This window comes from Humibacillus sp. DSM 29435, from assembly GCF_001758225.1.
Classification (GTDB): domain Bacteria; phylum Actinomycetota; class Actinomycetes; order Actinomycetales; family Dermatophilaceae; genus DSM-29435.
This window is the reverse complement of the sequence record NZ_MAST01000012.1, coordinates 453,429-476,995: the sequence shown is the minus strand read 5'-3', so window position 1 is coordinate 476,995 and position 23,567 is coordinate 453,429. Positions and strand designations below refer to the sequence as shown.

The following is a 23,567-nucleotide window of genomic DNA, read 5'->3' as shown; positions in this document are numbered from 1 at the left end:
TCCCACAGCTCGTCACTGATCACACCATCACGAAGCATGAGTGCCACCATTCCCGCCCCAACCCCGAATCTTTAGCAGACACGCCCTAGGCAGTTCGGCGAGGCTTGGTCGCGGCCCGGCGCGCCGTGGTCCAGGTCATGGCCGAGCCCATGACCTGGACCGCTCACGACTCACGACGGCCGGCGGATCTCGGCGATCGTGCTGTGGCTGCTCATACCTCCGTCGACGACGAGTGCCTGCCCCGTGATGTAGCGAGACTCGGGTGAGGCCAGGAAGAGCATGGCGTTCGCAAGGTCGTCGGGCTCCCCGATGAAGGGCAGGGCGTTGTGCCGGCGGATCCCCTCGATCATCTCGGCGGGGAGGTTGTCTCGCAGGGCCGGGGTCATGACCGCGCCGGGCACGATCGCGTTGCAGCGGATCCGCTCGTGGCCGTACTGGGTGGCGACGTACTGGGTCAGGCGCAGCACCGCCGCCTTGGCGGTGCCGTACGCGGTCTGGGTGAAGTCGCCCGAGAGGCCGCCGACCGAGGCGGTGTTGATGATCGAGCCCCCGCCGGCCTCGATGAGGTGAGGGATGGCGAGCCGGCAGCCCAGCACGGTGCTGCGCACGTTGAGGTTCATCGTGCGGTCGAACTCGTCGAGGTCGAGGCCCACCACGTCGAGGTCCTTTCGGGGGTTGCTGCCACCGACGTGGTTGCACATGATGTCGAGACGGCCGAACCGCGTGACGGCGGTCTCGATGAGGGCGGCCAGTGACGCCTCGTCGGTGACGTCGACCGCCACCCCGACCGCGCGACCGCCCGCAGCGGTGATCTGCGCCGCCGCGGCTGCCGCATCCGCCTCGGCCAGGTCGCCGATGACGACCGCTGCGCCTTCTGCGGCGAAGAGGTTCGCGCTCGCCTGGCCGATCCCGCTTGCGCCGCCGGTGATCACCGCGACGTGCCCCTGCAACCGGTTCATGATGCTTCCTCCGTGTCGATGTCCGTGTCGATGTCCGCGTCGATGTCTGTTGGCTGGGCTCAGCGTGCCATCCAGCGACGGGAGCCACCAGTTGACGCGGTGGCTGCGCCACCGAGGCCGGGCGCATCGAAGTACGTTGGACCCGTGACGACTTCCGCAGGTATGACGTATCGACAGCTCGGCGACAGCGGCCTCACGGTCTCGGCGGTGGGCTTGGGCTGCAACAACTTCGGGCGGCGACTCGACCAGGACGCCACGACGGCGGTCGTGCACCAAGCCCTTGAGTCGGGCGTGACGCTCTTCGACACAGCCGACATCTACGGCGTCGGGGCGAGCGAGGAGCTGCTCGGTGTCGCGCTCGGCTCCGAGCGCGAGAACGTCGTGGTCGCCACCAAGTTCGGCATGGACATGCAGGGCAGCAACGGGCCCGACTGGGGGGTGCGTGGTTCACGGCGCTATATCCGCAAGGCCGTAGAAGCCAGCCTGCGGCGTCTCGGCACCGACTGGATCGACCTCTACCAGATGCACCGACCCGACCCGCTCACCCCGATCGAGGAGACCCTGGCCGCCTTGGGCGAGCTGGTGCGGGAGGGGAAGGTGCGCTACCTGGGGAGCAGCAACTTCACGGGGTGGCAGGTCATCGACGCCGACTGGACCGCGCGCGCGGCCGGCACCGAGCGGTTCATCTCGGCACAGAACGAGTACTCCCTGCTCGAACGCGACGTGGAGGAGGAGGTCGTGCCCGCCTGCGAGCACGTCGGGGTCGGGCTGCTGCCCTTCTTCCCGCTGGCGTCCGGGCTGCTGACCGGCAAGTACCGTCGAGGGGAGGCCGCCCCTGAAGGTACGCGGCTGGCCGGTCAGGACGGCCGCCTCGCCGAGGCCGACTGGGACACCCTCGGCCGGCTCGAGGCCTATGCCGCCGAGCGCGGCATCCGCATGATCGACGTGGCCATCGGTGGCCTCGCCGCCCAACCCGGGGTCGCCTCGGTCATCGCCGGGGCGACGAAGGTTGAGCAGGTGCTCGACAACGTCGCCGCCGGGTCCTGGGAACCGTCGGCCGAAGACCTCGTGGCGCTCGACGAGATCACCGCTCCGGCCGAGTAGCCCGGCGCCTCTGTACGAAAGTGGCCACTCGACCAACAAACCCAGTCGAGTGGCCACTTTCGTACGGTCGACCGCTGTACGAAAGTGGCCACTCGACTAGGTGAGCTACTGGGACTGCGGGGGGCGGCCCAGGTCGATCGGGTAGGCGAAGGTGTAGACGGCGATGCGTCGGGCCGACGGGTTGCCCTGCCCCACGCGTCGGTAGCGCGAGACGAGCTGAGCCATCTCGGAGCGCAGCTGCTCGAGGGCCTGCGCCGTGACCAGCACCGCGGCGTCGCTCGAGCCGCAGGCATCCTGCCACGGCACCGGCCAGGAGGCCGCCTCGTCGAGCCAGTGGTCGTACTGTTCGCCGAAGTGGTGAGCGTAGTCGCGCGTCAGCCAGCCGAGGGCGGTCTCGCTGTCGACGTCGCCGGCTACGTCGCTCGGCTGCCACGACGTGCTGTCGGGGGCCGGCTCCCACAGTCGCCGCTTGCCCTGACCGTCTCCGGTGTCGCGCACCAGGCCGACCGACTCGAGCTTGCGCAGGTGGTAGCTCGTGGCCCCCGAGTTCGTGCCGAGCCGGGCGGCGAGGTCGGTAGCGGTCGCGCGGCCCAGTCCGCGCAGGCTGGCCAGCAGCCGTGACCGGAGGGGATGGGCGAGCATCCGCAGGCTCTCGGATGGCGTCGAACCCGGTGCCCAACCACTGTCGGATGCGAGATGGTCGGGATGGTGTGTACGGTCGGATGCAGCCATAGTATGCACGATAGCGTTGCACACTCTGCTTGCACAGCGCTTCGGAAGTGAGCCCTTCGGGAGGTGTTTCTGCAGGTCAGACCCCCTCCTATGCTGCGTGAACATCGATTTGGGCCGGTGCACGCTGACCCGTAAACTTAGTGACTGTTGTGCCGAACCGGCCTGCGACGCCCTGGTAGGCGACTCGCCAGCCACGCATTCAGGGCTGAGCGACATCCGGGCCCAGCGGCACACCGAGACGCTGCATACACGAGGAACGAGAAGGCAGACTCCATGAAGACGTACACCCCCAAGCCGGGCGAGGTCACGCGCACGTGGCACGTCATCGACGCGAACGACGTCGTGCTCGGCCGACTGGCCAGCCAGGCCGCCGTGCTGCTGCGCGGCAAGCACAAGCCGCAGTTCGCGCCGCACGTCGACGTCGGTGACTTCGTCATCATCATCAACGCCGACAAGGTCGTGCTGACCGGCGCCAAGGCCGAGAAGAAGATCGCCTACAGCCACTCCGGCTTCCCGGGCGGGCTCAAGGCGACCTCCTACACCGAGCTGCTGGCCAAGAACCCCGAGAAGGCCGTCGAGAAGGCCATTCGCGGCATGCTCCCCAAGAACTCGCTCGCGCGGGCGCAGATCACCAAGCTCAAGGTCTACCGCGGCACTGAGCACCCCCACGCGGCGCAGCAGCCCGTGCCCTTCGAGATCACCCAGGTCGCGCAGTAGGCCCTCCGGCCCACTGCCCAGAAAGCGAAGAACACTGTGACTGACATTGCCAACGAGGCCGTGCTCGACACCGACGAGCCCGAGCTGACCGAATACACCTCCGAGTCCGACACGTCGGTCGCGGGCGAGGCCAAGCGCTCGCGCCAGGCTTCGACCCCCGGCGCGGCCACCGGCCGCCGCAAGCAGGCCATCGCCCGGGTTCGCCTCGTGCCCGGCACCGGCGAGTGGAAGATCAACGGGCGCACCCTGGAGGGCTACTTCCCCAACAAGGTGCACCAGCAGATCGTCAACGAGCCCTTCACCCTGCTCGAGCTCGACGGTTCCTACGACGTGCTCGTGCGGGTGCACGGTGGCGGCCCCTCCGGCCAGGCCGGCGCGGTGCGCCTCGGCGTCGCCCGCTCGCTCAACGGCATCGACGAGGAGCTGAACCGTCCCTCGCTCAAGAAGGCCGGGTTCCTCACCCGCGACCCGCGCGTGCCCGAGCGCAAGAAGGCCGGTCTCAAGAAGGCCCGTAAGGCGCCGCAGTACAGCAAGCGCTGATCCAGCGCACGACGGATGGGGATGCCGCCGAGTCGGCTCCCACGGCGAAGGGCCTCGAGAGAGATCTCGGGGCCTTTCGGCTCTCTGGAGTAGGTTCTCCTCACCGGCTCTCGTTTCACCACCTTCACGATCTCCTCGTGCCGGCCATGCAGAAAGGCTCACCCTGTGGCTCGACTCTTCGGCACCGACGGCGTACGCGGACTGGCCAACCAGGACATCACCGCCGAGCTCGCGCTCGACCTCTCGGTCGCGGCGGCCCACGTGCTCGCCGAGGTGGGGGAGTTCAACGGGCACCGGCCGGTCGCCGTCGTCGGGCGCGACCCGCGAGCCTCTGGGGAGTTTCTGACGGCCGCGACGGTGGCCGGCCTCGCGTCGGCCGGCGTTGATGTGCGTGACGCCGGGGTGCTGCCCACCCCCGCGATCGCCTTCCTCGTGGCCGAGCAGCAGGCCGACCTCGGGGCGATGCTGTCGGCCTCCCATAACCCGATGCCCGACAACGGCATCAAGTTCTTCGCCCGTGGTGGGCACAAGCTGGCTGACGACCTGGAGGACCGCATCGAGTCGCGCCTGCGCGACGTCTGGGCGCGCCCGACCGGGAGCGCCGTGGGCCGGATCACCCGCCTCGTCGACGGCGCCGAGCGTTACGTCTCGCACCTGGTGGCAGGGCTGCCCAACCGGATCGACGGCCTGCACGTCGTCATCGACGCGGCCAACGGTGCGGCGTCGGTCGTCGCCCCGCGCGCGTTCGAGCAGGCGGGCGCCCGAGTGACGCTGATCGGGGCCGATCCCGACGGCAACAACATCAACGAGAACTGCGGTTCGACCCACATCGGCGGGTTGCAGCGTGCCGTGGTCGCAGCCGGTGCCGACTTCGGGATCGCCCTCGACGGCGACGCCGACCGCTGCCTTGCCGTCGACGCTGACGGCATCCTCGTCGACGGTGACCAGATCATGGCGATTCTGGCCCTGGCGCTGAAGGAGACCGGGCGCCTGAAGGGCGACACGCTCGTGGCCACCGTGATGTCGAACCTCGGCATGGTCCAGGCTCTCGAGGGGGCCGGCATCACGGTGCTGCAGACCGCTGTGGGCGACCGCTACGTGCTGGCCGGGATGAACGAAGGTGGGTTCACGCTCGGCGGTGAGCAGTCGGGCCACGTCGTGATGCTCGAGCATGGCACGACCGGTGACGGCACCCTGACCGGTCTCATGCTCGCCGCGCGCGTCGCCGCGACCGGTCGCACGCTGGCCGACCTCGCCGCCGTGATGACCCACTTCCCGCAGGTGCTGATCAACGTCGCCGGCGTCGACAAGTCGCGCCTCGAGACCAACGTCGTGGTCGCCGACGCCGTGCTGCTGGCCGAGCACGAGCTCGGCCGAAACGGTCGGGTGCTGCTGCGTAAGTCTGGCACCGAACCCGTGGTGCGGGTCATGGTCGAGGCCGCCGACGAGGTGCAGGCCAAGGCGCTCGCCAACCGGCTGGTCGGCGTCGTGCAGGCCGAGCTCGCTCTCTGACCCCTTCGGGACGGCGTTGGTGCGGCGTCCGACCCTCTCGTGCTCGCCCGCTGGCAGACTCAGGGTCGTGAGCCACCTGAACCCGGTAATGCTCAGAGCTCGGCTGGGGCCGCGAGACCCCCACGAGGAGCACCGGGTCGCGACCCCGCTCGAGCTGTTCTTCGACCTCATCTTCGTCGTCGCGATCTCGAGCGCAGCCGCCGGCTGGCACCACGGGCTCGTCGAGGGCCACTACGGCGATGTGCTTGGGTTCCTGATGGTGTTCTTCGCGATCTGGTGGGCGTGGATGAACTACACCTGGTTCGCCTCGGCCTACGAGCGCGACGACGTCGTGTACCGCCTCCTGACGTTCACCATCATGGTCGGCGCCCTGATGCTCGCGGCTGGAGTGCCGGACCTGTTCGACACGGGCCAGTCGGTGCTGCTCGTCGCCGGCTACGCGGTCATGCGCTTCGCGATGGTGGCCATGTGGTTGCGGGCCGCGGGCGGCCATCCCGAGCGGCGGCACACGGCGCTGCGCTACGCCGGCGGCATCACAGTCGTTCAGCTGCTCTGGATCGGGCGGCTGCTGGTCGACGGCCAGGGCTGGTTGACGGCCACGTTCTGGCTGCTCGTCGTCGCCGAGCTGCTGGTGCCGGTCGTCGCCGAGCGGCATGGCGTGACGCCCTTCCACCCGCACCACATCGCCGAGCGGTACGCCCTGCTGACCATCATCACGCTCGGCGAGGTCATCCTGGCGTCGGTTCAGGCCGTGCAGGAGGCCCTCGCGCAGGGCCGTGAGCAGGGGCTGTTGCTCGTGATCGTGGGTGGGCTGCTCGTCGTCTTCTCGATGTGGTGGCTCTACTTCAAGCGCGACCACGTACCGCTCTTCGAGCGGTCGGTGCGCACCACCTTCACGGTCGGCTACGGCCACTACGCCATCTTCGCCTCGGTCGCGGCCACCGGAGCCGGCCTCGCGGCGGCCGTCGATGTCGTGCAGGGCGAAGGGCACACCACCCCTCGCGCCGTCGGCCTCGCCCTCGGGCTGGCCGTGGCCATCTACATCGGGGCGCTCACGACCATGCACGCGTTCGTCGGCCGGGACCGGGCCGAGACGCTCGGGGGCACCCTCGTGGTCATCGGGGCGGTCGCGACCGGGGCAGTCGGGCTACCGGTGGGAACCACCGTGCTGTTGCTCGGCCTGCTGCTGGCCGCCGCGGTTGCGCACAGCGGGCTCACCCAGCGGCGCCGCGAGCCGATTTCGTTGCCGGAGCCTGGCCTCGCCGAACGGGGCCCGGCGCGGCCCTGACCCGACCGTGTGGCGGCGCCTGGCCGAGCCGGTCGACTCAGGCGTCGACCGGCTCGAGCAGGCCGGTGTCGACGTCGTAGACGAAGCCGGCGACGAGCGTGGTGGGGGGGATGAGCGGGTGGGAGTGCACCTTGGCGATGTCCTCCCGCAGCTTCTGCACCTGGTCATCGACCACGCTGAAGCTCTGCCATGACGCATCGAGTCCCGAGCGCTCGGTGATCTCGTCGCGCAGCTCGTTCTCGGTCTTCATGCCCATCGCGCACTTCGTGTGCGGCACCACGAGGATGCGGTTGACGTTGAGCAGGTGCGTCGACAGCACCAGCGCCTCGAGCGCGGCTGCGGTGACGCGGCCGCCGGGGTTGCGGAAGATCTTGGCGTCGCCCGGTTCCAGACCCAGGATCCCCAACGGGTCGATCCGCGAGTCCATGCAGGTGACGATGGCAACGCCCGACTTCGCTATGCCATCGAAGCCGGCCAGGTGAAAGTTCTCGGCGTAGTGCCGGTTGTTGTCGAGGAGGTCGTCGAAGTCTGTCGGGTTCTCGATCTTGTTGGTCACATCAGTCCTTCCGGGTGTCTGCGGACGCGGAAATCCCCTCCCAGCGTAGTGACTGCCGAGAGGGGACTCCGTGAGTGGTTCAGAAGTGGATCGGGGTATCGCTCAGCCCTTCACCGCTCCGGACGTCATGCCGCGAACCATGAAGCGCTGCAGGCTGAAGAACACGATCATCGGCACGATGATCGAGATGAACGCTCCTGCCGTGAGCAGCTCCTGCCCCTGTCCTTGCGTACCGAGCAGCTTCTGCAGGGCGACGATGACCGTGGCGTTGTCACTCTTGAGGAACAGCTTGGCGATGAGCAGGTCGTTCCACACCCAGAGGAACTGCAGGGTGGCGAACGCGGCGATGGCCGGCATCGACATGGGCGCTACCAGTCGCCAGAAGGTCTGGTAGTGAGAGCACCCGTCGATCTTGGCGGACTCGATGATCGTGCGGGGCAGTGTGCTCATGTAGTTGCGCAGCATGTAGATACACAACGGCATGCCGAAGCCCGTGTGCAGCAGCCAGACCGCCATGTACTGCCCGGAGATGCCCAGCCCGCGCGGGCCGAGGAAGTTCAGCATCGGCTGGAAGGCCACCTGGATCGGCACCACCAGCACGGCGATGATGAGCAGGAAGAACAGCTCCTTGAGAGGGAAGTTCATGAAGGTGAAGGCATAGGCCGCGAAGGCCGCGAACATGATCGGGATGATCGTGGCCGGCACAGCGATGACGATGCTGTTGAGGAAGGCCGAACCGAAGTCCTGCCCGCTCCAGACGCCCTGATAGTTGCTCGTGGTCCACTGGGTTCCGAGGGGGTTGAACAGCGCCGTCCACCATCCTGAGGTGGCGGCGTCGTCGCGACTGCGGAACGAGGTGATCAGCAGTCCGACCGTCGGGATCGTCCAGAGCAGGGCGAGCACGACCATGGTGACGATCGAGAACGGGCTGCGTGGGCGGCCGTCCTTCATCAGTGAACGGGCCATCAGCCTGCCTCCTCGTCCTTGAAGTGCTTGATCTGGAACCAGATCAGCGGGATGACGGCCACCAGCAGCACGACCACGATGGCCGTGGCCTGACCTGCCTCGCTTGCTGCGAACAGCTTGTTGAAGAACAGGTTGGCGATGACGTCGCTGCCGTAGCTGCCGTTGGTCGTGACGTAGACGATGTCGAAGACCTTGAGCACGAGGATGAAGACGGTCACGAACACCGTGATCACGGTGCCTCTGATCTGCGGCACGATCACCTTCCAGAAGATCTGCAGCTCACTGGCGCCGTCGATGCGCGCGGCCTCGATCGTGTCTTCGGGAACGCCCTTGATGGCCGAGCTGAGCAGCACCATGCCGAACCCGACCTGCAGCCAGATGAGGATGACCATGAGCAGGATCGAGTTGAGCTTCGCGGTCGAGATCGCGAGCCAGGTCTGCGGTTGCCCGCCGAGCCCGACGACGATGGCGTTGAGCAGGCCGGTCTGGGACTGGCCCGGGTTGTTGTAGGCGTAGATGAGGCCCCAGATCGCCGAGGCGCCGACGAACGAGATGGCCATCGGCAAGAAGATCAGGCTCTTGGCCACCTTCTCCCCGGTTGCCGAGAGCTTGTCGGCCAGCACCGCCACGACGACGCCCAGCGCGACCACGATCGCGGGCACGATGAGCAGCCACAGCACGTTGTTGCCGATCGAGGTCCAGAACGCGTTGTCGGCGAAGATGGTGCGGTAGTTCGCAAACCCGATGTAGGCCGTGCTGTCGGAGTTGGCGAACGAGTAGTTGACCGTCTGGAAGGTCGGGTAGATCAGCATGAGCGTGACGAGGGCCAGCCCGGGCAGCACGAAGGCGTAGGGGATGAACCCCTCCGACAGGCGCCGGGGGAGGCCCTCGACGAACATGTTGAGGAAGTAGAACAGGGCCGCGGCCCCGCCCACCCCGCCGATCACGGCGAGCACCCCGATGACGAGCTTGCTGCCGAACTTCTCGGGGTAGTAGCCGAAGGCCAGGAACATGTTGCCCAGTGCCCACGCGATCACGACCATGCCGAGGATGCCGATGGCCACCTTCACCGGGTTGAGCCGGAGGTTGGCCTCGGGATCGTCGTCACGCAGCTTCTGACGCGGAGCCGCGTCGCTGGTGGCCGTCGTCATGACTTCGGCCAGCTGGCTTCGATGTTGTCGGCCGTCTGCTGTGAGCTCTGACCGTTCTCCCACTTGACCATCTCGGTCCAGAACGTGCCCGATCCGACGACCTTGGGCATGACGTCGGAGCCGTCGAAGCGCAGCACGTCGGCCTTGTTCGCGATCTCGGCGATCTTCTTGGTGGTCTCGTTCGGGTAGTTGCTCGTGTCGAAGGTCTTGTGGGGTGACAGCCATCCGCCGGCCTTGGCCCAGGGACCGCCGAACTTGTCGGAGGTGATGAACTCCATCACCTTCTTGGCGTCGGGGTCGTTGCCGTTGAACAACGCCGCGAGGTCACCGCCACCGACGATGGCCTGGCCCTTGTAGCCGCCCTCGAACTTCGGGAAGACGAAGATGCCCACCTCGTTGTCGAGGTCGGCCTGCACCTTCTTGGGGTAGAAGGTCGTCGCGAAGTTGCCCTGCCGGTGGAGGTAGCACTTCGGCGGGTCGGAGAACGCCGGCGTCATCGCGTCACCGAAGGCCGTGTTGAGCACACCCTTGGGCCCACCCAGCACCTGCTTCGGGTCCTTGAGGATCTTCGCGACCTCGTCGAGGGCCTTGACGACCTTGGGGTCGTTGAACGGGATGCGGTGCGAGGTCCAGTCGTCGTAGACCTCGGGACCGTACATCCGGATCATGTACTCCTCGACCCAGTCGGTGCCGACCCAGCCGGTGGCCTGGTCGCTCTCCCAGCCGATGCACCAGGGGGTCACCCCGCCAGCGGCGATCTTGTCGGCCACGTTCTTCTCAAGGGCCTGGATGCTGGGCTCGGTCGTCGAGTAGCCGGCCTTCTCGTACGCCGCCTTCGGGTACCACACGATGCTCTTGACCGCGTTGCGCATCGGGGCGCCGTAGACCCGGCCCTTGTAGCGCGCTGCGTCGAGGAAGCCGGGCAGCAAGGTGTTGCTGAGCTTGTCGTAGTCGAGGTAGGAGTCGATCGGCTGGAGCTTCTTCTGCGACGCGAACTCGAGGATTCCCCCGGGCTGCGGGAACAGGCCGATGTCGGGAGAGTCACCGGCATTGACCTTCTGCTTGATGGTCGTGGTGAAGTCCTGGTCGGAGGTGTACTCGATCTTGATGCCGCTGCTCTTCTGGAAGTCGGCCAGCGAGGCGTTGAAGAACTTCTCCTCATCGCCGCCGAAGGCGCCGAGAATCGTCACGACCTTGTCGTTCGGGGTGGAGCCGCTGTTGACGAAGCCACCGCCGGCGCCGCTGCCCCCTTCTCCTCCTGCGCCTGAGTTCGGGTTCTGCAGGCAGCCGGACAGCAGGGCGGCCGTGGCGGCCACCGCGCCTCCGGCCATGAGAGCCCGTCTGGGAATGCCGGTCATGGGTTGCTCCTCGTCGTCGAGTCATACTCGTAGATCGGTACCTGGCGTGACCGCAGTCACGTCAGTCGACTATTCCTACCTGTTCGGCGCAGACCGGTCCAGCCTGAAACTGGGTGGCGTATGTGAAGAAGCCACAACGATGCTGTTGAGATGGGATGAATGGGGACAGGCCCGTCGCCGGCGGCGCCCGCGAGCAGCTAACTCGATTCAGCCGAGCACGATCGGGCCCGGAGCATTCGCAGCCTCTGAGCCGCGAAGCCATCGTCGAGGAACGGCCGCAAGCGTGCCTGAGGGGTGCCTCGCGCGCTCGGCCCGGTCGCGAGGGCGGTGGTTCGTCAGCCGAGGTCAGCCGAGGTCAGCACGGGTGGGCGCGTGGGCGCCGGCCTGGCCGACCGTGAGGGCGCCGGTGGCCAGAGCCCGCTCAACGGCGGGACGCACGTCGTCGATGGTGGCCTTCGCCAGCGCTGCCCGAGCATCGGGACCACCCAGCAGACCGGCATCCAGCAGGCCTGAGACGAGACCGGCCATGAAGGAGTCGCCGGCCCCCACCGTGTCGACCACGGTGACTCGTGGCGCCGCAAAGTCGTGCACCTCGCCCGTGCAACCGAGTCGCACGGTGGTGCCTTCGCCGCCGCGTGTGACGAGCATCAGTGCCGGGCCGAGGGCGCACCACCGTTCGAGCACCTCGGCGAGCTCTTCACCGGGGCAGAGCCAGGTGACGTCCTCGTCGCTCAGCTTCACCACGTCAGACAGGGCGATGGCCGCTTCGATGGTGCGCCGCGCGTCGGCCGGACGCCCCATCAGCGACGGGCGCGCATTGGGGTCGTACGACACGGTCGACCGGGCTCGTGCGGTCAGGGCGGTCGAGCGCACCGTGCCGGCGCCGGGTTCGAGCACCGCGCCGATGCTGCCGATGTGTACGTGCGCGTACGACTCGAGCCGGGGAACGGCTGCCACCTGCCACTCGAGGTCGAACACGTAGCTGGCGGCTCCGGTGGAGTCGAGACGCGCGTGGGCCACCGACGTGAACGGTGCGCCCTGCGAGCCGGGGGTGAGCCCGACGCCCCGAGCCCGGCAGATCTCCGCGATGCGCAGACCGCGCTCATCGGTGGCGATCCAGGTCGCCAGGTCGACGTCGTGGTCGAGCGCGGCCAGCCCGAAGGCGACGTTGGCCGGGCTGCCTCCGACGTGTTCCAGCGTCGTGGCCCGCTTGCCGGTCTCGGTGCTCGCCCTGGTGACGGCATCGATGAGGGCCTCGCCGATGACGAGGGTGCGAGGCCGGGTCAGGGCCATCGACGTCAGGCGTCCATCATGTCGGTGCTGCCGAACCATCCGGGTCGGTCGAAGCGGTGCTCGCTGTCGATGGCCCGGATCGTGCCGCTGCGCGAGCGCATGACGAGCGAGTTGGTGCGAGCGGTTCGCGCGCCGTAGCGCACGCCGCGCAACAGCTCGCCGTCGGTGATGCCGGTGGCGACGAAGAAGCAGTCGCCCTTGACGAGGTCGTCGGTCGAGAGCACCCGGTCGAGGTCGTGCCCGGCGTCGAGTGCCCGCTGGCGCTCCTCGTCGTCCTTCGGCCACAGCTTGCCCTGGATGACGCCACCGGTGCACTTGATGGCGCAGGCGGTGATGATCCCCTCCGGCGTTCCGCCGATGCCGAGCAGCAGGTCGACGCCGGTGCCCGGACGAGCGGCCATCACCGCGCCGGCCACGTCGCCGTCGACGATGTAGCGGATGCGGGCTCCCGCCTCGATCACCTGCTGGGCCAGCTCCTGGTGCCGGGGGCGGTCGAGGATGACGACGGTGACATCGGCGGTCGTCTCCTTCTTCGCCTTCGCCACCCGCCGGATGTTCTCGGCGACGGGCAGGCGGATGTCGACGACGTCGGCGGCCTCGGGCCCGGTGGCGAGCTTGTCCATGTAGAACACGGCCGACGGGTCGTACATGGCCCCCCGGTCGGCGACGGCCATCACGGAGACGGCGTTGTTCATGCCCTTGGCGGTCAGGGTGGTGCCGTCGATGGGGTCGACCGCGACGTCGACCTCGGGGCCGGTGCCGTCACCGACCTTCTCGCCGTTGTAGAGCATCGGCGCGTTGTCTTTCTCGCCCTCGCCGATGACGACCACGCCGCGCATGCTCACGGTCGAGATCATCGCCCGCATGGCCTCGACGGCGGCCCCGTCGGCGACATTCTTCTCGCCCCGGCCGACCCACCGGCCTCCGGCCATCGCGGCGGCCTCGGTGACCCGAACCAGTTCGAGGGCGAGGTTGCGGTCGGGCTTGCTGGGGTTGTTCATGGGTCCTCCAACGGCACTGTGTGGGTGCGTGTCACCCTATCGGTGGGCAGGGGTGGGTTTGGACGCCGTCCACGCCTCGGGGGACGATGGTCCTATGACATCCGAGCCGGCCGTGACCCCGACGTCCGAGCCGCCCGTCGGGGCACCCGTGCCCGATGACCTGCCCGACTCGTCGCCGCGCGCTGTCGGCCCGCTCTCGGGGCGGGTTGAGGGCCGTGCTGACGGCGCTGACGGCGCTGACGGTTCAACCGACTCCGCCGCGGCACCACCGCGGAGCCGCTACTCCATGGGCACGCTGCCCAACATCCTCCGTTCGATGTTCGTCATCGGCCTGTTCGTGCTCGCCTTGGTGGCCGTCATCCCGCGCATCAGCGCGGTCGACCGGCCGGCAGTCGACGCTGCCGGCAAGGCCAGCCAGACAGCCGCCGAGACGAAGTGGCCGATCGAGATGCCGACCGGGCTCGGCAAGGGCTGGGTCCCGACCGTCGCCACGTACGCCCCGGGCACCGACAAGGTGCCGACGTTCACCACCGTGTGGACCACCCCGAGCGGGGCCGACATCGCCTTCAAACAGGCCGTCGGCGCGACCGAGCCCTGGCTCGTCCGGTCGGTCAACGACGGCGCGCTCGCGGGGAGCGCCACCGTGGCGGGTCGCACGTTCGACCGTTACACCGACACGTCCCGTCAGCAGCTGAGCTACGTGGTGCGGGGCGACGGCAAGACCGGGCTGACGCTCGCCGCCACCTCAACGGGCCCGGAGGACGAGCTGAAGACGTTCCTCGCCGCCCTGGAGCGGGTCACCCCAAGCAGCTGACGGCCGGGTTCCGGCTCGGCGAGTCGTCAGGGGCGGGATGCCGGCCCGTCGGGCTCCGTCGCCGTCGCGGCCTCGATCTCGGCCTGCGCCCCGTCGAGCCAGGTGGCGCAGTGAGCGGCGAGGGCCTCGCCCCGCCGCCACAGGTGCATCGAGTCCTCGAGCGGCGCCTGACCTGCTTCGAGCTGGGCGACGATGGAGACCAGCTCTTCGCGGGCGTCCTCGTAGCGCAGCCCGGCGATGTCGGGGAAGGCGCCTCCACCATCGGTCGGGTCGGCCGCTTCGGCCGGGGACCCGGCCTGGGGCTCGACCTGGGCTTCGACCTGGGACTTTGGCATGGCCGCCACCCTACGACGCCGCCCGTCTCGACGGTCGCTTCTTCCGAGCCCTGACGGCCGTGCCGCCGCTCGGCGCTCCGTCGACCTCCCCGTCAGCGTCGGCTGCGTCAGCCACGGTCGTCACCGGACGCACCCCGAAGTCGCCGCGGGCCACCCGCACGCGCAGCAGCTCGTCCACCTCGACGTCGTCGTGGTCCATCACGACGGCTCCATCACGGTGCTGCACCACCGCGTACCCCCGCTCGAGCGTCGACTGCGGCGAGAGCGCGGTGACCTGACGGCGAAGATGCTCGACCTGGTCGGCGGCCCGATGCAGGCGGGCCCCGACCCGGCCCGCTGACCGGGTGCGCAGCGCGACGAGCTCGTCGCGGCGCACGCGCACGATCGCCGTGGGGTCGGCCATGACCGGGCGGGAGACCGTGGCCCTCAGCCCGCGGCGTTCGGTCTCCAGCCGGCGGGCCAGAGCACGGGTCAGCCGCTCACGGGCCTGGCTCACGGTGCCCGACTCGTGGGCCGCGTCGGGCACGACCCGCTTACCGGCATCCGTCGGCGTCGAGGCCCGCCAGTCGGCGACGAGGTCGAGCAGCGGCCGGTCGACCTCGTGACCGATCGCGCTGATGACGGGGGTGCGGGCCTGGGACACGGCCCGAACCATCGCCTCGTTCGAGAACGGCAGCAGCTCCTCGAGGGCGCCGCCGCCGCGGGCGATGACGATGACGTCGACCGTAGGGTCGGCGTCGAGCGAGCCCAGCGCCGCGACGATCTCGGTGACCGCGGCGCTGCCCTGCACGGCGACCTCCCGGATCTCGAACCGCACGGCGGGCCAGCGCCGGCGGGCGTTCTCGACGACGTCCCGCTCGGCCGCAGAACTGCGCCCGGTGATCAGGCCGACACGGTTCGGCAGAAAGGGGAGCGGCCGTTTGCGGTCGGCGTCGAAGAGCCCCTCGGCCGCGAGCAGCCGCCCCAGGATCTCGACGCGGGCGAGCAGGTCGCCGATGCCGACAGGGCGGATCTGCCGGGCCTCGAGCTGCATCGTGCCGCGCTTGGTCCAGAAGGTGGGCTTGGCCTGCACCACGACTCGGGCCCCCTGCGCGAGCGGGGTCGGCATCGCGTTGACCGCGTTCATCGACACCGACACCGACAGCGACATGTCGACGTCGGGGTCGCGCAACGTGAGATAGGCCGTGCCGCCCCGCGGGCTGAACTGCACGACCTGGCCCTCGACCCACAGCTGGCTCATGCGGTCGATGTAGTCGGCGATCTTCAGGCTGAGCACCCGCACCGGCCAGGGCTGCTCCGGGGAGGTGTCGGCGGCCTTCTCGGGCAGCGGTTGGGGCAGGCTCACCGACGTCACGATAGAGCGCTCGGATGCCGTTCGCCTGCTACCGCGCCCCGACGCCCGGCTTCGTGGTCGCAGTCGTGTTCACCGACTGGCGACGCGACCCGGGGACGCTCCCGTTGATGGCGTGGTGATGGCGTGGTGATGGCGTGGTGATGGCGCGGTGATGCCCTGTGACGCCTCCGGTGATGTCCTGAGCTCTCCCGGTTCGGAGCGTGACCACCCCCACGTCGGGTAGAGCGCCGCGCATTGGGCCGCCTGAGGTGCGGCACGTAGGCTGGGAGGTATGACCGAGCCTGCCGTGACCTCGTCCGACACGCCGTCCACCGTCTCTGGGAACGGCGCCGAACGTATCAAGAAGGTGCTGCTGGCCGCGCCACGTGGCTACTGCGCCGGGGTCGACCGGGCGGTCGTCACGGTAGAGAAGGCGCTCGAGCTCTACGGCGCCCCGGTCTACGTGCGCAAGCAGATCGTGCACAACAAGTTCGTGGTGCAGACCCTCGAGAAGCGCGGCGCGATCTTCGTCGACGAGACCGACGAGGTGCCCGAGGGTGCGACCGTCATCTTCTCGGCCCACGGCGTGGCACCGGTCGTGCACGAGGAGGCCAAGGCCCGCAGCCTCAAGACCATCGACGCGACCTGCCCGCTCGTGACGAAGGTGCACCGCGAGGCTGTGCGCTTCGCCGACGACGACTTCGACATCCTGCTCATCGGCCACGAGGGCCACGAGGAGGTCGAAGGCACAGCCGGGGAGGCGCCTGACCACGTGACCCTGGTCGACGGCCCCGACGACGTCGAGAACATTACGGTGCGCGACCCCGAGAAGGTCGTCTGGCTCTCACAGACCACCCTGTCGGTCGACGAGACGATGCTGACCGTCGACCGGCTCAAGCAGAAGTTCCCGTTGCTGCAGAGCCCGCCCTCCGACGACATCTGCTACGCCACCTCGAACCGGCAGCTGGCCGTGAAACAGATGGCGAAGGACACCGACCTCATGATCGTCGTCGGGTCGCGCAACTCCTCGAACTCGGTTCGCCTGGTCGAGGTCGCCCTCGAGCAAGGGGCCCGCGCCGGGCACCTGGTCGACTTCGCCGACGAGATCGACGAGGCGTGGCTCGAGGGAGTGGGCACCGTCGGAGTGACCTCCGGGGCCAGCGTTCCCGAAGTGCTCGTGCGTGACGTGCTGGCCTGGCTGGCCGAGCGAGGCTACAGCGACGTCGAGGCCGTCATCGCCGCCGAGGAGTCGTTGCTCTTCTCGTTGCCCAACGAGATCCGGCGCGAGCTGAAGGCACGCGGCAAGCAGGTCGAAAAGGTGCGTCACGACGCTGCCTTCGAGAGCGCCGACATCCAGCACTGAGGCGGTTCGAGCAGCCCTCGGTCAACCGGCCGGGTGGCCCTTCAGGAGCGAGCTCGAGAAGGTGTCGGATGCCGGTGGAGCGATTCGTGGACGACCCGGCCGCGGCTGCGGCGTCGATCGCATCCGGGGGACGGCTGCTACGTCACTCGGTGGTGATGCAGCTCGAGCTGGCGCTGGCCCCTGCGCCGCTCGTCATCGACGCCTTCTCGATCGCGCCCATGAGTGCGGACCGTGTCATCGAGTACGGCGGGGTGGTCTCGCGCGCGTACCCGCCGAACCATCTCGATCACGAGCCGACCGACGCCGACCCCGAGTCAGCCGCTCGGTCGGTGCTCGGGGTGATGCGCGGCGAGGCGATGGGCCCCTGGATCGCCGGGGCATCGCTCCACGTGGCTGATCACAGCGGCCGCGTCGTCGGTCTGGTGCTCATCACCGAGACCACGGCCGTCGGCACCATCGGCGCAGGGCCGTTCGTGACAGACCTCTGTGTCGACCCGGCTGCGGCCGGGCAGAGGCTCGGTGCCGCTCTGCTCGCCTCTTGCGCCGCTCGCCTCACCGAGCTCGGCTGGTCGGCCCTGGCGCTCGTCGTCACGGTGGGCAACCCGGCGCAGCGCGTGTACGAACGGTTGGGTTTCCGCGTGGCCTCCGAGTCCTGGCGGATCGAGGCCTCACGCTGACGTCTTGACCAGGGGAGCGGTCGCCGATGCAGCCGACGAAGGGTGGCCCCCAGCAGGGAGTCTCGGACAGCCGGGCGCCGGCTTCTGGCCGTAGTGCGACGCGGCGTCGGGTCATGTGGTCTATTCGACAGCGCCCGGCGGCCCGGTCGTGCGTCTCGCGTGGGACGCTGGAGGCGTTGAAGGGTAGGTGCGTCCGAATGGACTGTGCAGCCGTGCTCAGGAAGTCCCGCTCGAGCATCGTCGACGAGAGCTACGCCGTGGTTGAAGGATCCCACACCCAGCACTACGAGACCGCCGGTGAGGTGATCACCCGGGAGCGGCTCGAAGGCTTGTTCGACCTCGTCGTCACCGCCATCGGGAACCGCGACCTCTCCGGGGTGAGCACCTACGCCGAGACGGTCGCCACAGAGCGCTTCGGCCAGGGGTTCGACATCGGCGAGGTGCAGGCGGCCTTCAACGCTCTCGAGGCGTCGATGTGGCGCCGGATCGTCGCGTCGGCCGCTCCTGACGAGCTCGCCGAAGCGACCGGGTTGCTCAGCACGGTGCTCGGCTTCGGCAAGGACGTCCTGGCGCGGACCTATGTGTCGCTGGCCTCCCAGCGCCACGTGCGCTCGCTCAACCTCAGCGCGATGTTCGCCGGCACTCAGGCGCGCCCAGCAGTCGAGTAGGTGGAGTAGGTCGAGTAGGCACCCGCTTCAACGGCGAACGCCGGCTGCCCTTGGCGGAGGTGGCTCAGCCGGTGGCGTTGCCTGGGCGGCGCAACGAGTCGTCGGCCCGCGAGCCCTCGCCCTTGAGGAAGGCAACATCGCGCGTGTCACGGCCGAGGTCGTCGGTCAGCTCACTTGCGCTGAGCGAGCGGGGAGCCGCCTCGATCGGCTCGAGGCGCACTGGAGGCTCGGTCGCCAGGTGCAGGTCGTTCATCCGTCGGGCGGTGACGAGTACGCGCGACTCGAGCGTGCCCACGAACCGGTTGTACTGCTCGACCGATCGCCCCAGGGACGCGCCCATCGAGGAGACGTGACCGCCGAGCGTGCCGAGCCGGGAGTAGAGGTCGCGGCCGATGACGAGCAGCTCGCGAGCGCTCTGCTCGAGCGCATCCTGCTGCCAGACGGCGCCGACCGTGCGCAGCACGGCGTACAGGGTTCCGGGCGAGGCAAGCACCACCTTTCGAGTCAGGGCGTATTCGTAGAGGCCCGGATCGTCGGACAGGGCGGTGGCCAGGATCGCCTCGCCGGGCACGAAGCAGACCACCAGCTCGGGCGAGCGAGCAAAGGCCGACCAGTAGGCCTTCGCCGCCAGTCCTTCGACGTGTCGGCGCAGGGATGTCGCGTGGGCGGCCAGCAGCTCGCCTCGCTCGAGCTCGGACACGGTCTCGCTGTGGGCCTGCAGGAAGTGCGACATGGGTGCCTTGCTGTCGACGACGACGTGCCGCCCACCCGGGAGGTTGATAACGGCATCCGGCCGAACGGTCGCGCCGTGGGCGCTGACCGCGGTGACCTGCTCGTCGAAGTCGCAGCGGGCCAGCAGGCCCGACAGCTCGAGCACGCGCCGCAGCTGCACCTCCCCCCACGCCCCACGCACCGTCGAGGAGTTGAGGGCGCTGGCCAGGGAGGCGGTCTCGGTGCGCAGAGAGTCGGTCGACCGACCCACCGCCGAGAGCCGCTCACCCAGCTCACCGAACTGCCGTACGCGGTCGCGCTCGAGCGCCCCCACGTGAGCCTCGACACGCCCGATGGTGTCGCTCAGTGGTGCGAGAAGCGAGGCGGTAGCGGCATCCGTCTCGCTCCGGTTCTGCAGGTCGGCGACTCGAGACCGCAGCACGTCGCGTTCCCCCTCGGACGCCGCCGTGCGGGCGGCGTACGACCCGCGCACCCAGAGTGCAGCCACCACGGCTCCGAGCGCGAGGCCCATCAGAAGACCGAGCAGGAGCGGGAGAGTGTTCATGCGGCTCACCGTCGCAGACGACACCGACAGCGACCGTCAGGCGTGGCCGGGAGGCGAGCTGCGGGCCTACCCGTCAGCCGACCTCGAAGTGCTGGTAGTCGGGGTCGGCCCAGGTGCCACCCCAGATGCCGCCCGAGCGCAGCAGAGCCCGGGTGATCGTGGATGACGAGCGGATCACGCCCACGTCGTCGACCGAACGATCGATCCAACGCGACCCGTTCGACGGGTACCAGACGTCGTTGGCGGCGCGGTAGGGGTTGCGTCGGGTGTTGACGTCGATCGCGGTGCCGTACGAGTGCGGCGACAGCCCCGAGGCGTTGCCGGTGACCTGTCGGCAGTTGAAGGCCGAGGTGTTGTCGGCCGCCATCATCTGAACGTCGTCGCCCTTCCACAGGTTGGGGTTGTCCATCCGGTTGATGCGAAACCCCGCCTCGAAGGCCTGCCGGAAGAGCCCGACGACGCTGCTGGCATGCTCGCGAGCCACGATCAGCACCCCGGTGCGAACCTGGCCCGTGTAGGTGCGATAGGTCATGGTGATGGTGCGCAGGTCGCTCGCCCCGACCGGACAGCCGGGCCGGTAGGTGTAGCGCACGTCATCGGCCGTCGTGGCTCTCACCGACGCAGAGAACCCTCCCGAGCCGCTGCTGGCGGTGCGGGGCGTGACCGGTCTGGTGGGGGTTCTGCTGGTGTTGGTCGGGTTCGGTCTCACCGGCCTGGTGGGGGTTGCGGTTCTGGTCGGGCTCGTCTTGATCGGCACCCTCGAGGTCTGGGTCTGGGTGGGGCTGGTCGGGCTCGTCGTCACCGGGCCCGTCGGGCTTGCGGCTGCGGTGGTGCTGCCCGTGCTGTTCGCCCTCGATGTGGTGGGCGAGCCTAGAGCCGAGGCGATGACCGGACCGGTGGCCGTGGGGCCTGCCGCCTCGTCTGCGCAGGCGGCCGAGGTGGCGAGCAGGCCAGCGGCAAGGAGCAGAGGAACAAGCAGCCTTCGCGCGCGACTCACGAACATGAGCGACCTCCCCGCCTCATCGACCGCGGCGTCGGACGATGCACCGACGCTACAGGTCCGGGCACCTCTTGAGCCGGGATCGTCGACGTTCTGCTACACCTGTGCCGTGAGCAGCTATGACGACGTGACCAGCCTCGAACCGGGGCCCGCTGAGCACGAGCGACACGGCACCTTCGACGACGGCTGGATGATCGGCAACGCCGTCAACGGCGGGCTCGTGATGGCGACCGGGTTGACCGCCCTCGGTCAGCACCTGGCGCTCGACCCCGACGAGAGCACCCCTCATGTCGACCCCGTGGTGCTCTCGGCCTACTTCATGACTGCCTCGCAGCCAGGCCCCTTCACCGTGACGACCGAGGTGATTCGCACCGGGCGGAAGCTCTCGACGGGCCAGGTCAGCCTGGTGCAGCAGGGTGACGACGGCCGGCCCGTCGAACGGATGCGCGCGATCGGGTCGTTCGGCAACCTCGAGCAGGTCGACAGCGTCACCCAGTCGAGCCCGCCCGACCTGCCGCCACCTGAGGGATGTGTGTCGGCCGCCGAAGCACCCCCGTCGTTCCTGGCCAACATGCGCTTCCTCGAGCGACTTGACCTGCGCATCGACCCTGCCACGGCCGGGTGGGCGGTGGGCCGGCCGTCGAAGCAGGGCGTCATCCGGGGCTGGTTGCGCCTGGCGGACGGGCGCGACCCCGACACGACGATGCTGATGATGGCGCTCGACGCGCTGCCGCCGGTGGCCTTCGACCTCGGCATGCTCGGTTGGACCCCGACGCTCGAGTTCACCGGCCATATCCGGCGCCGCCCCGCCCCGGGCTGGCTGCTCGTGTCGCTCGCGAGCGAGAACGTCGGCGGCGGTCTCATGGAGGAGGACGCGAAGATCTGGGACAGCGCCGGCCATCTCGTGGCTCAGTCGCGCCAGCTGTGCGGCTACCGGATGCCGTCCACCTCGCGCCCCGCCCACGGCTGACCATGACCCTCGAGCTCGTCTACGAGACGCACGCCACCACGGTCGACAACGAGCAGGGGGTCGCCACCGGCTGGCTGCCCGGCCTGCTCTCGGCCCGCGGACGTGCTGAGGCAGCAGAGCTGGGGGAGCGGCGTCGCGGCACCGGGTTGGCGGCGGTCTATACCTCCGATCTCGCGCGGGCCGTGGAGACGGCGACGATCGGTCTGGGCGGCTGCGGCATCCCGGTTCACCTCGACGCCCGGCTGCGAGAGTGCGACTACGGGGATCTCAACGGGTGTCCGCGGGACGCGTTCGGTCAACGGGCGGCCCACATCGACGTGCCCTTCCCGGGCGGACAGAGCTACCGCGACGTCGTCGAGAGCACGCAGTCGCTGCTCGATGACCTGCACCGCGACCACGACGGCGAACGGGTTCTGCTCGTCGCCCACTCGGCCAACCGATGGGCCCTGCGGCACCTGCTCGACGGCATCCCTCTCGAAGACCTCGTCGACGCGCCCTTCGACTGGCAGCCCGGCTGGCACTGGACCCTCTCGTAGCCCCCACCCTTCCAACCCACCCCTCCGACCCACCCTTCCGACGCGAACGACTCGTTCGAGGTCGAACGGCGCGGTAGACCGACGCGTTCGCCCACCAGCAACGCGTTCGGTCACCGCGAAGGGGGCAGCGGCATCCGGGCGAGTGGTTCGGCTCACGCGCGATCGCAACTAGACTCTTGCAACCGTGGCACTCACCATCGGAATCGTCGGTCTCCCCAACGTCGGCAAGTCGACCCTGTTCAACGCGCTGACCAAGAACAACGTGCTCGCCGCGAACTACCCGTTCGCGACGATCGAGCCCAATGTTGGGGTGGTGCCGCTGCCCGACTCCCGGCTGGAGGCGCTCGCCAAGATCCACGGCTCGCAGAAGATCCTGCCCGCGACCGTGAGCTTCGTCGACATCGCCGGCATCGTGCGTGGCGCCAGCGTGGGGGAGGGGCTGGGCAACAAGTTCCTCGCCACCATCCGCGAGGCCGACGCGATCTGCCAGGTCGTGCGCGCCTTCGAGGACGGCGACGTCGTGCACGTCGACGGCAAGGTCAGCCCTGAGTCTGACATCGAGACGATCCATACCGAGCTGATCCTCGCCGACCTGCAGACCCTCGAGAAGGCGGTGCCGCGCCTCGAGAAGGAGGCGCGGATCAACAAGGACCGGAAGCCCGCGCTCGAGCTGGCGTTGGCCGCCCAGAAGGTGCTGGAAGAGGGTCACACCCTCTACGCAGCCGGGCCGGCCGCCGGCATCGACCTCGCCGAGGCCAAGGGGTTCGGGCTGCTCACGACCAAGCCGTTCATCTACGTGTTCAACCTCGACGAGGACCAGCTGGCGGATGCCGCTCTGCAGGCGAGCCTGCGCGAGCTCGCCGCGCCTGCCGACGCGGTCTTTCTCAACGCCAAGCTCGAGATGGACCTCATGGAGATGGAGCCTGACGAGGCGCTCGAGCTGCTGCAGAGCTTCGGCGCCGAGGAGTCGGGCCTTGACCAGCTGGCCCGGCAGGGCTTTCACACCCTCGGGCTGCAGACCTACCTGACGGCCGGGCCCAAGGAGTCGCGGGCCTGGACGATCGGCAAGGGCTGGACGGCTCCGCAGGCCGCCGGCGTCATCCACACCGACTTCCAGCGCGGGTTCATCAAGGCCGAGGTCGTGGGCTTCGACGACCTGGTCGCGGCGGGTTCGATGGCCGCGGCGAAAGCGGCCGGCAAGGTGCGCATCGAGGGCAAGGAGTACGTCATGGCCGACGGCGACGTGGTGGAGTTCCGCTTCAACGTGTAGAGCCGCAGTTCAAGGGCCCGCCTTGGCGCCGAACGACTGCCGCAGTCCCGGGCCGGTTTCGGCGATCCGACGCGGTTGGCCGCTTCGACCTACCCTTGATGTATGCCGATCAACACCTCGTGCCATGGCGCACGCCCAGCCTCGGCCC

At 69.0% G+C, this 23,567-nt stretch carries 24 protein-coding genes; 12 read left to right on the top strand and 12 right to left on the bottom strand.

Features of this window, described 5'->3' with window-relative positions:
- Positions 1 to 170: 170 nt before the first annotated feature.
- Positions 171 to 959 carry an SDR family NAD(P)-dependent oxidoreductase gene (locus tag BA895_RS11415; protein WP_070191961.1) on the bottom strand — a complete coding sequence of 263 codons (789 nt, stop codon included), beginning with the start codon at positions 957 to 959 and terminating at the stop codon, positions 171 to 173.
- 162 nt (positions 960 to 1,121) lie between these two features.
- Here BA895_RS11415 and BA895_RS11410 point away from each other — a divergent pair, with 162 nt between their 5' ends.
- The gene (locus tag BA895_RS11410) at positions 1,122 to 2,063 is read left to right on the top strand and encodes an aldo/keto reductase (RefSeq protein WP_070191960.1); all 942 of its coding nucleotides are present in this window, start codon (positions 1,122 to 1,124) and stop codon (positions 2,061 to 2,063) included.
- A 105-nt stretch (positions 2,064 to 2,168) separates the two neighbouring features.
- On the opposite strand, the gene BA895_RS11405 is transcribed toward BA895_RS11410, so the two are convergent.
- On the bottom strand, positions 2,169 to 2,795 hold the full coding sequence (locus BA895_RS11405) for a helix-turn-helix domain-containing protein (protein WP_083283227.1): 627 nt from the start codon (positions 2,793 to 2,795) through the stop codon (positions 2,169 to 2,171).
- A gap of 273 nt (positions 2,796 to 3,068) precedes the next feature.
- Here BA895_RS11405 and rplM point away from each other — a divergent pair, with 273 nt between their 5' ends.
- The 4 genes from rplM (at position 3,069) to BA895_RS11385 (ending at position 6,852) form a co-directional block, all read left to right on the top strand.
- The gene (gene rplM, locus BA895_RS11400; protein WP_070191958.1) at positions 3,069 to 3,512 is read left to right on the top strand and encodes a 50S ribosomal protein L13; all 444 of its coding nucleotides are present in this window, start codon (positions 3,069 to 3,071) and stop codon (positions 3,510 to 3,512) included.
- A 36-nt stretch (positions 3,513 to 3,548) separates the two neighbouring features.
- Complete coding sequence (rpsI, locus tag BA895_RS11395) at positions 3,549 to 4,052, top strand: 30S ribosomal protein S9 (protein WP_070191957.1); 504 nt, start codon at positions 3,549 to 3,551, stop codon at positions 4,050 to 4,052.
- A gap of 165 nt (positions 4,053 to 4,217) precedes the next feature.
- Positions 4,218 to 5,564, top strand: coding sequence for a phosphoglucosamine mutase (glmM, locus tag BA895_RS11390; protein ID WP_070191956.1), 1,347 nt, complete (start codon positions 4,218 to 4,220; stop codon positions 5,562 to 5,564).
- Positions 5,565 to 5,631: 67 nt separating this feature from the next.
- Positions 5,632 to 6,852: a low temperature requirement protein A gene (locus BA895_RS11385; RefSeq protein WP_217493875.1), complete on the top strand. Its 1,221-nt coding sequence runs from the start codon at positions 5,632 to 5,634 to the stop codon at positions 6,850 to 6,852.
- A 37-nt stretch (positions 6,853 to 6,889) separates the two neighbouring features.
- On the opposite strand, the gene BA895_RS11380 is transcribed toward BA895_RS11385, so the two are convergent.
- The 6 genes from BA895_RS11380 to glpX form a co-directional block, all read right to left on the bottom strand.
- Positions 6,890 to 7,408 carry a carbonic anhydrase gene (locus BA895_RS11380; RefSeq protein ID WP_254666432.1) on the bottom strand — a complete coding sequence of 173 codons (519 nt, stop codon included), beginning with the start codon at positions 7,406 to 7,408 and terminating at the stop codon, positions 6,890 to 6,892.
- Positions 7,409 to 7,510: 102 nt separating this feature from the next.
- Positions 7,511 to 8,374, bottom strand: coding sequence for a carbohydrate ABC transporter permease (locus tag BA895_RS11375; RefSeq protein ID WP_254666431.1), 864 nt, complete (start codon positions 8,372 to 8,374; stop codon positions 7,511 to 7,513).
- The gene (locus tag BA895_RS11370; RefSeq protein WP_070191954.1) at positions 8,374 to 9,525 is read right to left on the bottom strand and encodes a carbohydrate ABC transporter permease; all 1,152 of its coding nucleotides are present in this window, start codon (positions 9,523 to 9,525) and stop codon (positions 8,374 to 8,376) included. Before BA895_RS11370 ends, BA895_RS11375 begins: the two co-directional genes overlap by 1 nt.
- Positions 9,522 to 10,883, bottom strand: coding sequence for an ABC transporter substrate-binding protein (locus BA895_RS11365; RefSeq protein ID WP_070191953.1), 1,362 nt, complete (start codon positions 10,881 to 10,883; stop codon positions 9,522 to 9,524). The genes BA895_RS11370 and BA895_RS11365 overlap by 4 nt, the downstream gene beginning before the upstream one ends.
- A gap of 345 nt (positions 10,884 to 11,228) precedes the next feature.
- Complete coding sequence (locus tag BA895_RS11360) at positions 11,229 to 12,176, bottom strand: PfkB family carbohydrate kinase (protein WP_070191952.1); 948 nt, start codon at positions 12,174 to 12,176, stop codon at positions 11,229 to 11,231.
- A 5-nt stretch (positions 12,177 to 12,181) separates the two neighbouring features.
- Positions 12,182 to 13,177, bottom strand: a complete 996-nt coding sequence (glpX, locus tag BA895_RS11355) for a class II fructose-bisphosphatase (protein ID WP_070191951.1) — start codon at positions 13,175 to 13,177, stop codon at positions 12,182 to 12,184.
- 94 nt (positions 13,178 to 13,271) lie between these two features.
- Between glpX and BA895_RS11350 the strand changes: the two genes are divergently transcribed.
- Positions 13,272 to 13,991, top strand: a complete 720-nt coding sequence (locus BA895_RS11350; RefSeq protein WP_083283226.1) for a DUF4245 domain-containing protein — start codon at positions 13,272 to 13,274, stop codon at positions 13,989 to 13,991.
- A gap of 26 nt (positions 13,992 to 14,017) precedes the next feature.
- Here the strand turns inward: BA895_RS11350 and BA895_RS11345 are convergent, their stop codons facing one another.
- Together BA895_RS11345 and xseA are read right to left on the bottom strand one after the other, a co-directional pair.
- Positions 14,018 to 14,326, bottom strand: coding sequence for an exodeoxyribonuclease VII small subunit (locus BA895_RS11345; protein ID WP_083283248.1), 309 nt, complete (start codon positions 14,324 to 14,326; stop codon positions 14,018 to 14,020).
- A gap of 10 nt (positions 14,327 to 14,336) precedes the next feature.
- Entirely contained in the window at positions 14,337 to 15,665 is a 1,329-nt protein-coding gene (xseA, locus tag BA895_RS11340) for an exodeoxyribonuclease VII large subunit (protein ID WP_175442300.1), read from the bottom strand.
- A 286-nt stretch (positions 15,666 to 15,951) separates the two neighbouring features.
- On the opposite strand from xseA, the gene BA895_RS11335 reads away from it, so the two are divergent.
- The 3 genes from BA895_RS11335 to BA895_RS11325 all read left to right on the top strand — a co-directional run bounded on the left by BA895_RS11335 (position 15,952) and on the right by BA895_RS11325 (position 18,367).
- Positions 15,952 to 17,022, top strand: a complete 1,071-nt coding sequence (locus tag BA895_RS11335) for a 4-hydroxy-3-methylbut-2-enyl diphosphate reductase (RefSeq protein ID WP_083283225.1) — start codon at positions 15,952 to 15,954, stop codon at positions 17,020 to 17,022.
- Between the two features lie 86 nt (positions 17,023 to 17,108).
- Positions 17,109 to 17,699, top strand: a complete 591-nt coding sequence (locus BA895_RS11330; protein ID WP_175442298.1) for a GNAT family N-acetyltransferase — start codon at positions 17,109 to 17,111, stop codon at positions 17,697 to 17,699.
- Between the two features lie 197 nt (positions 17,700 to 17,896).
- Entirely contained in the window at positions 17,897 to 18,367 is a 471-nt protein-coding gene (locus tag BA895_RS11325; RefSeq protein ID WP_070191949.1) for a hypothetical protein, read from the top strand.
- 64 nt (positions 18,368 to 18,431) lie between these two features.
- On the opposite strand, the gene BA895_RS11320 is transcribed toward BA895_RS11325, so the two are convergent.
- On the bottom strand, positions 18,432 to 19,643 hold the full coding sequence (locus BA895_RS11320; RefSeq protein WP_070191948.1) for a DNA recombination protein RmuC: 1,212 nt from the start codon (positions 19,641 to 19,643) through the stop codon (positions 18,432 to 18,434).
- 73 nt (positions 19,644 to 19,716) lie between these two features.
- Positions 19,717 to 20,259, bottom strand: coding sequence for a M15 family metallopeptidase (locus tag BA895_RS23935; RefSeq protein WP_083283224.1), 543 nt, complete (start codon positions 20,257 to 20,259; stop codon positions 19,717 to 19,719).
- Between BA895_RS23935 and BA895_RS24450 the strand changes: the two genes are divergently transcribed.
- The 3 genes from BA895_RS24450 to ychF all read left to right on the top strand — a co-directional run bounded on the left by BA895_RS24450 (position 20,249) and on the right by ychF (position 23,419).
- The gene (locus BA895_RS24450) at positions 20,249 to 21,613 is read left to right on the top strand and encodes a thioesterase family protein (RefSeq protein WP_254666430.1); all 1,365 of its coding nucleotides are present in this window, start codon (positions 20,249 to 20,251) and stop codon (positions 21,611 to 21,613) included. The two genes, BA895_RS23935 and BA895_RS24450, sit on opposite strands and share 11 nt — an antisense overlap.
- Before the next feature lie 2 nt (positions 21,614 to 21,615).
- The gene (locus tag BA895_RS11305) at positions 21,616 to 22,149 is read left to right on the top strand and encodes a histidine phosphatase family protein (protein WP_070191947.1); all 534 of its coding nucleotides are present in this window, start codon (positions 21,616 to 21,618) and stop codon (positions 22,147 to 22,149) included.
- A gap of 184 nt (positions 22,150 to 22,333) precedes the next feature.
- Complete coding sequence (gene ychF, locus BA895_RS11300) at positions 22,334 to 23,419, top strand: redox-regulated ATPase YchF (protein ID WP_070191946.1); 1,086 nt, start codon at positions 22,334 to 22,336, stop codon at positions 23,417 to 23,419.
- The last annotated feature ends 148 nt before the right edge of the window (positions 23,420 to 23,567 follow it).

What these genes read in the sequence shown, in the direction of transcription:
- BA895_RS11415 (WP_070191961.1), bottom strand. Translation starts at nt 959, where the DNA reads ATGAACCGGTTGCAGGGGCACGTCGCGGTGATCACCGGCGGCGCAAGC.
- BA895_RS11410 (WP_070191960.1), top strand. Translation starts at nt 1,122, where the DNA reads ATGACGTATCGACAGCTCGGCGACAGCGGCCTCACGGTCTCGGCGGTG.
- BA895_RS11405 (WP_083283227.1), bottom strand. Translation starts at nt 2,795, where the DNA reads ATGGCTGCATCCGACCGTACACACCATCCCGACCATCTCGCATCCGAC.
- rplM (WP_070191958.1), top strand. Translation starts at nt 3,069, where the DNA reads ATGAAGACGTACACCCCCAAGCCGGGCGAGGTCACGCGCACGTGGCAC.
- BA895_RS11375 (WP_254666431.1), bottom strand. Translation starts at nt 8,374, where the DNA reads ATGGCCCGTTCACTGATGAAGGACGGCCGCCCACGCAGCCCGTTCTCG.
- BA895_RS11370 (WP_070191954.1), bottom strand. Translation starts at nt 9,525, where the DNA reads ATGACGACGGCCACCAGCGACGCGGCTCCGCGTCAGAAGCTGCGTGAC.
- BA895_RS11365 (WP_070191953.1), bottom strand. Translation starts at nt 10,883, where the DNA reads ATGACCGGCATTCCCAGACGGGCTCTCATGGCCGGAGGCGCGGTGGCC.
- BA895_RS11360 (WP_070191952.1), bottom strand. Translation starts at nt 12,176, where the DNA reads ATGGCCCTGACCCGGCCTCGCACCCTCGTCATCGGCGAGGCCCTCATC.
- glpX (WP_070191951.1), bottom strand. Translation starts at nt 13,177, where the DNA reads ATGAACAACCCCAGCAAGCCCGACCGCAACCTCGCCCTCGAACTGGTT.
- BA895_RS11350 (WP_083283226.1), top strand. Translation starts at nt 13,272, where the DNA reads ATGACATCCGAGCCGGCCGTGACCCCGACGTCCGAGCCGCCCGTCGGG.
- BA895_RS11345 (WP_083283248.1), bottom strand. Translation starts at nt 14,326, where the DNA reads ATGCCAAAGTCCCAGGTCGAAGCCCAGGTCGAGCCCCAGGCCGGGTCC.
- BA895_RS11335 (WP_083283225.1), top strand. Translation starts at nt 15,952, where the DNA reads ATGACCGAGCCTGCCGTGACCTCGTCCGACACGCCGTCCACCGTCTCT.
- BA895_RS11325 (WP_070191949.1), top strand. Translation starts at nt 17,897, where the DNA reads ATGGACTGTGCAGCCGTGCTCAGGAAGTCCCGCTCGAGCATCGTCGAC.
- BA895_RS11320 (WP_070191948.1), bottom strand. Translation starts at nt 19,643, where the DNA reads ATGAACACTCTCCCGCTCCTGCTCGGTCTTCTGATGGGCCTCGCGCTC.
- BA895_RS11305 (WP_070191947.1), top strand. Translation starts at nt 21,616, where the DNA reads ATGACCCTCGAGCTCGTCTACGAGACGCACGCCACCACGGTCGACAAC.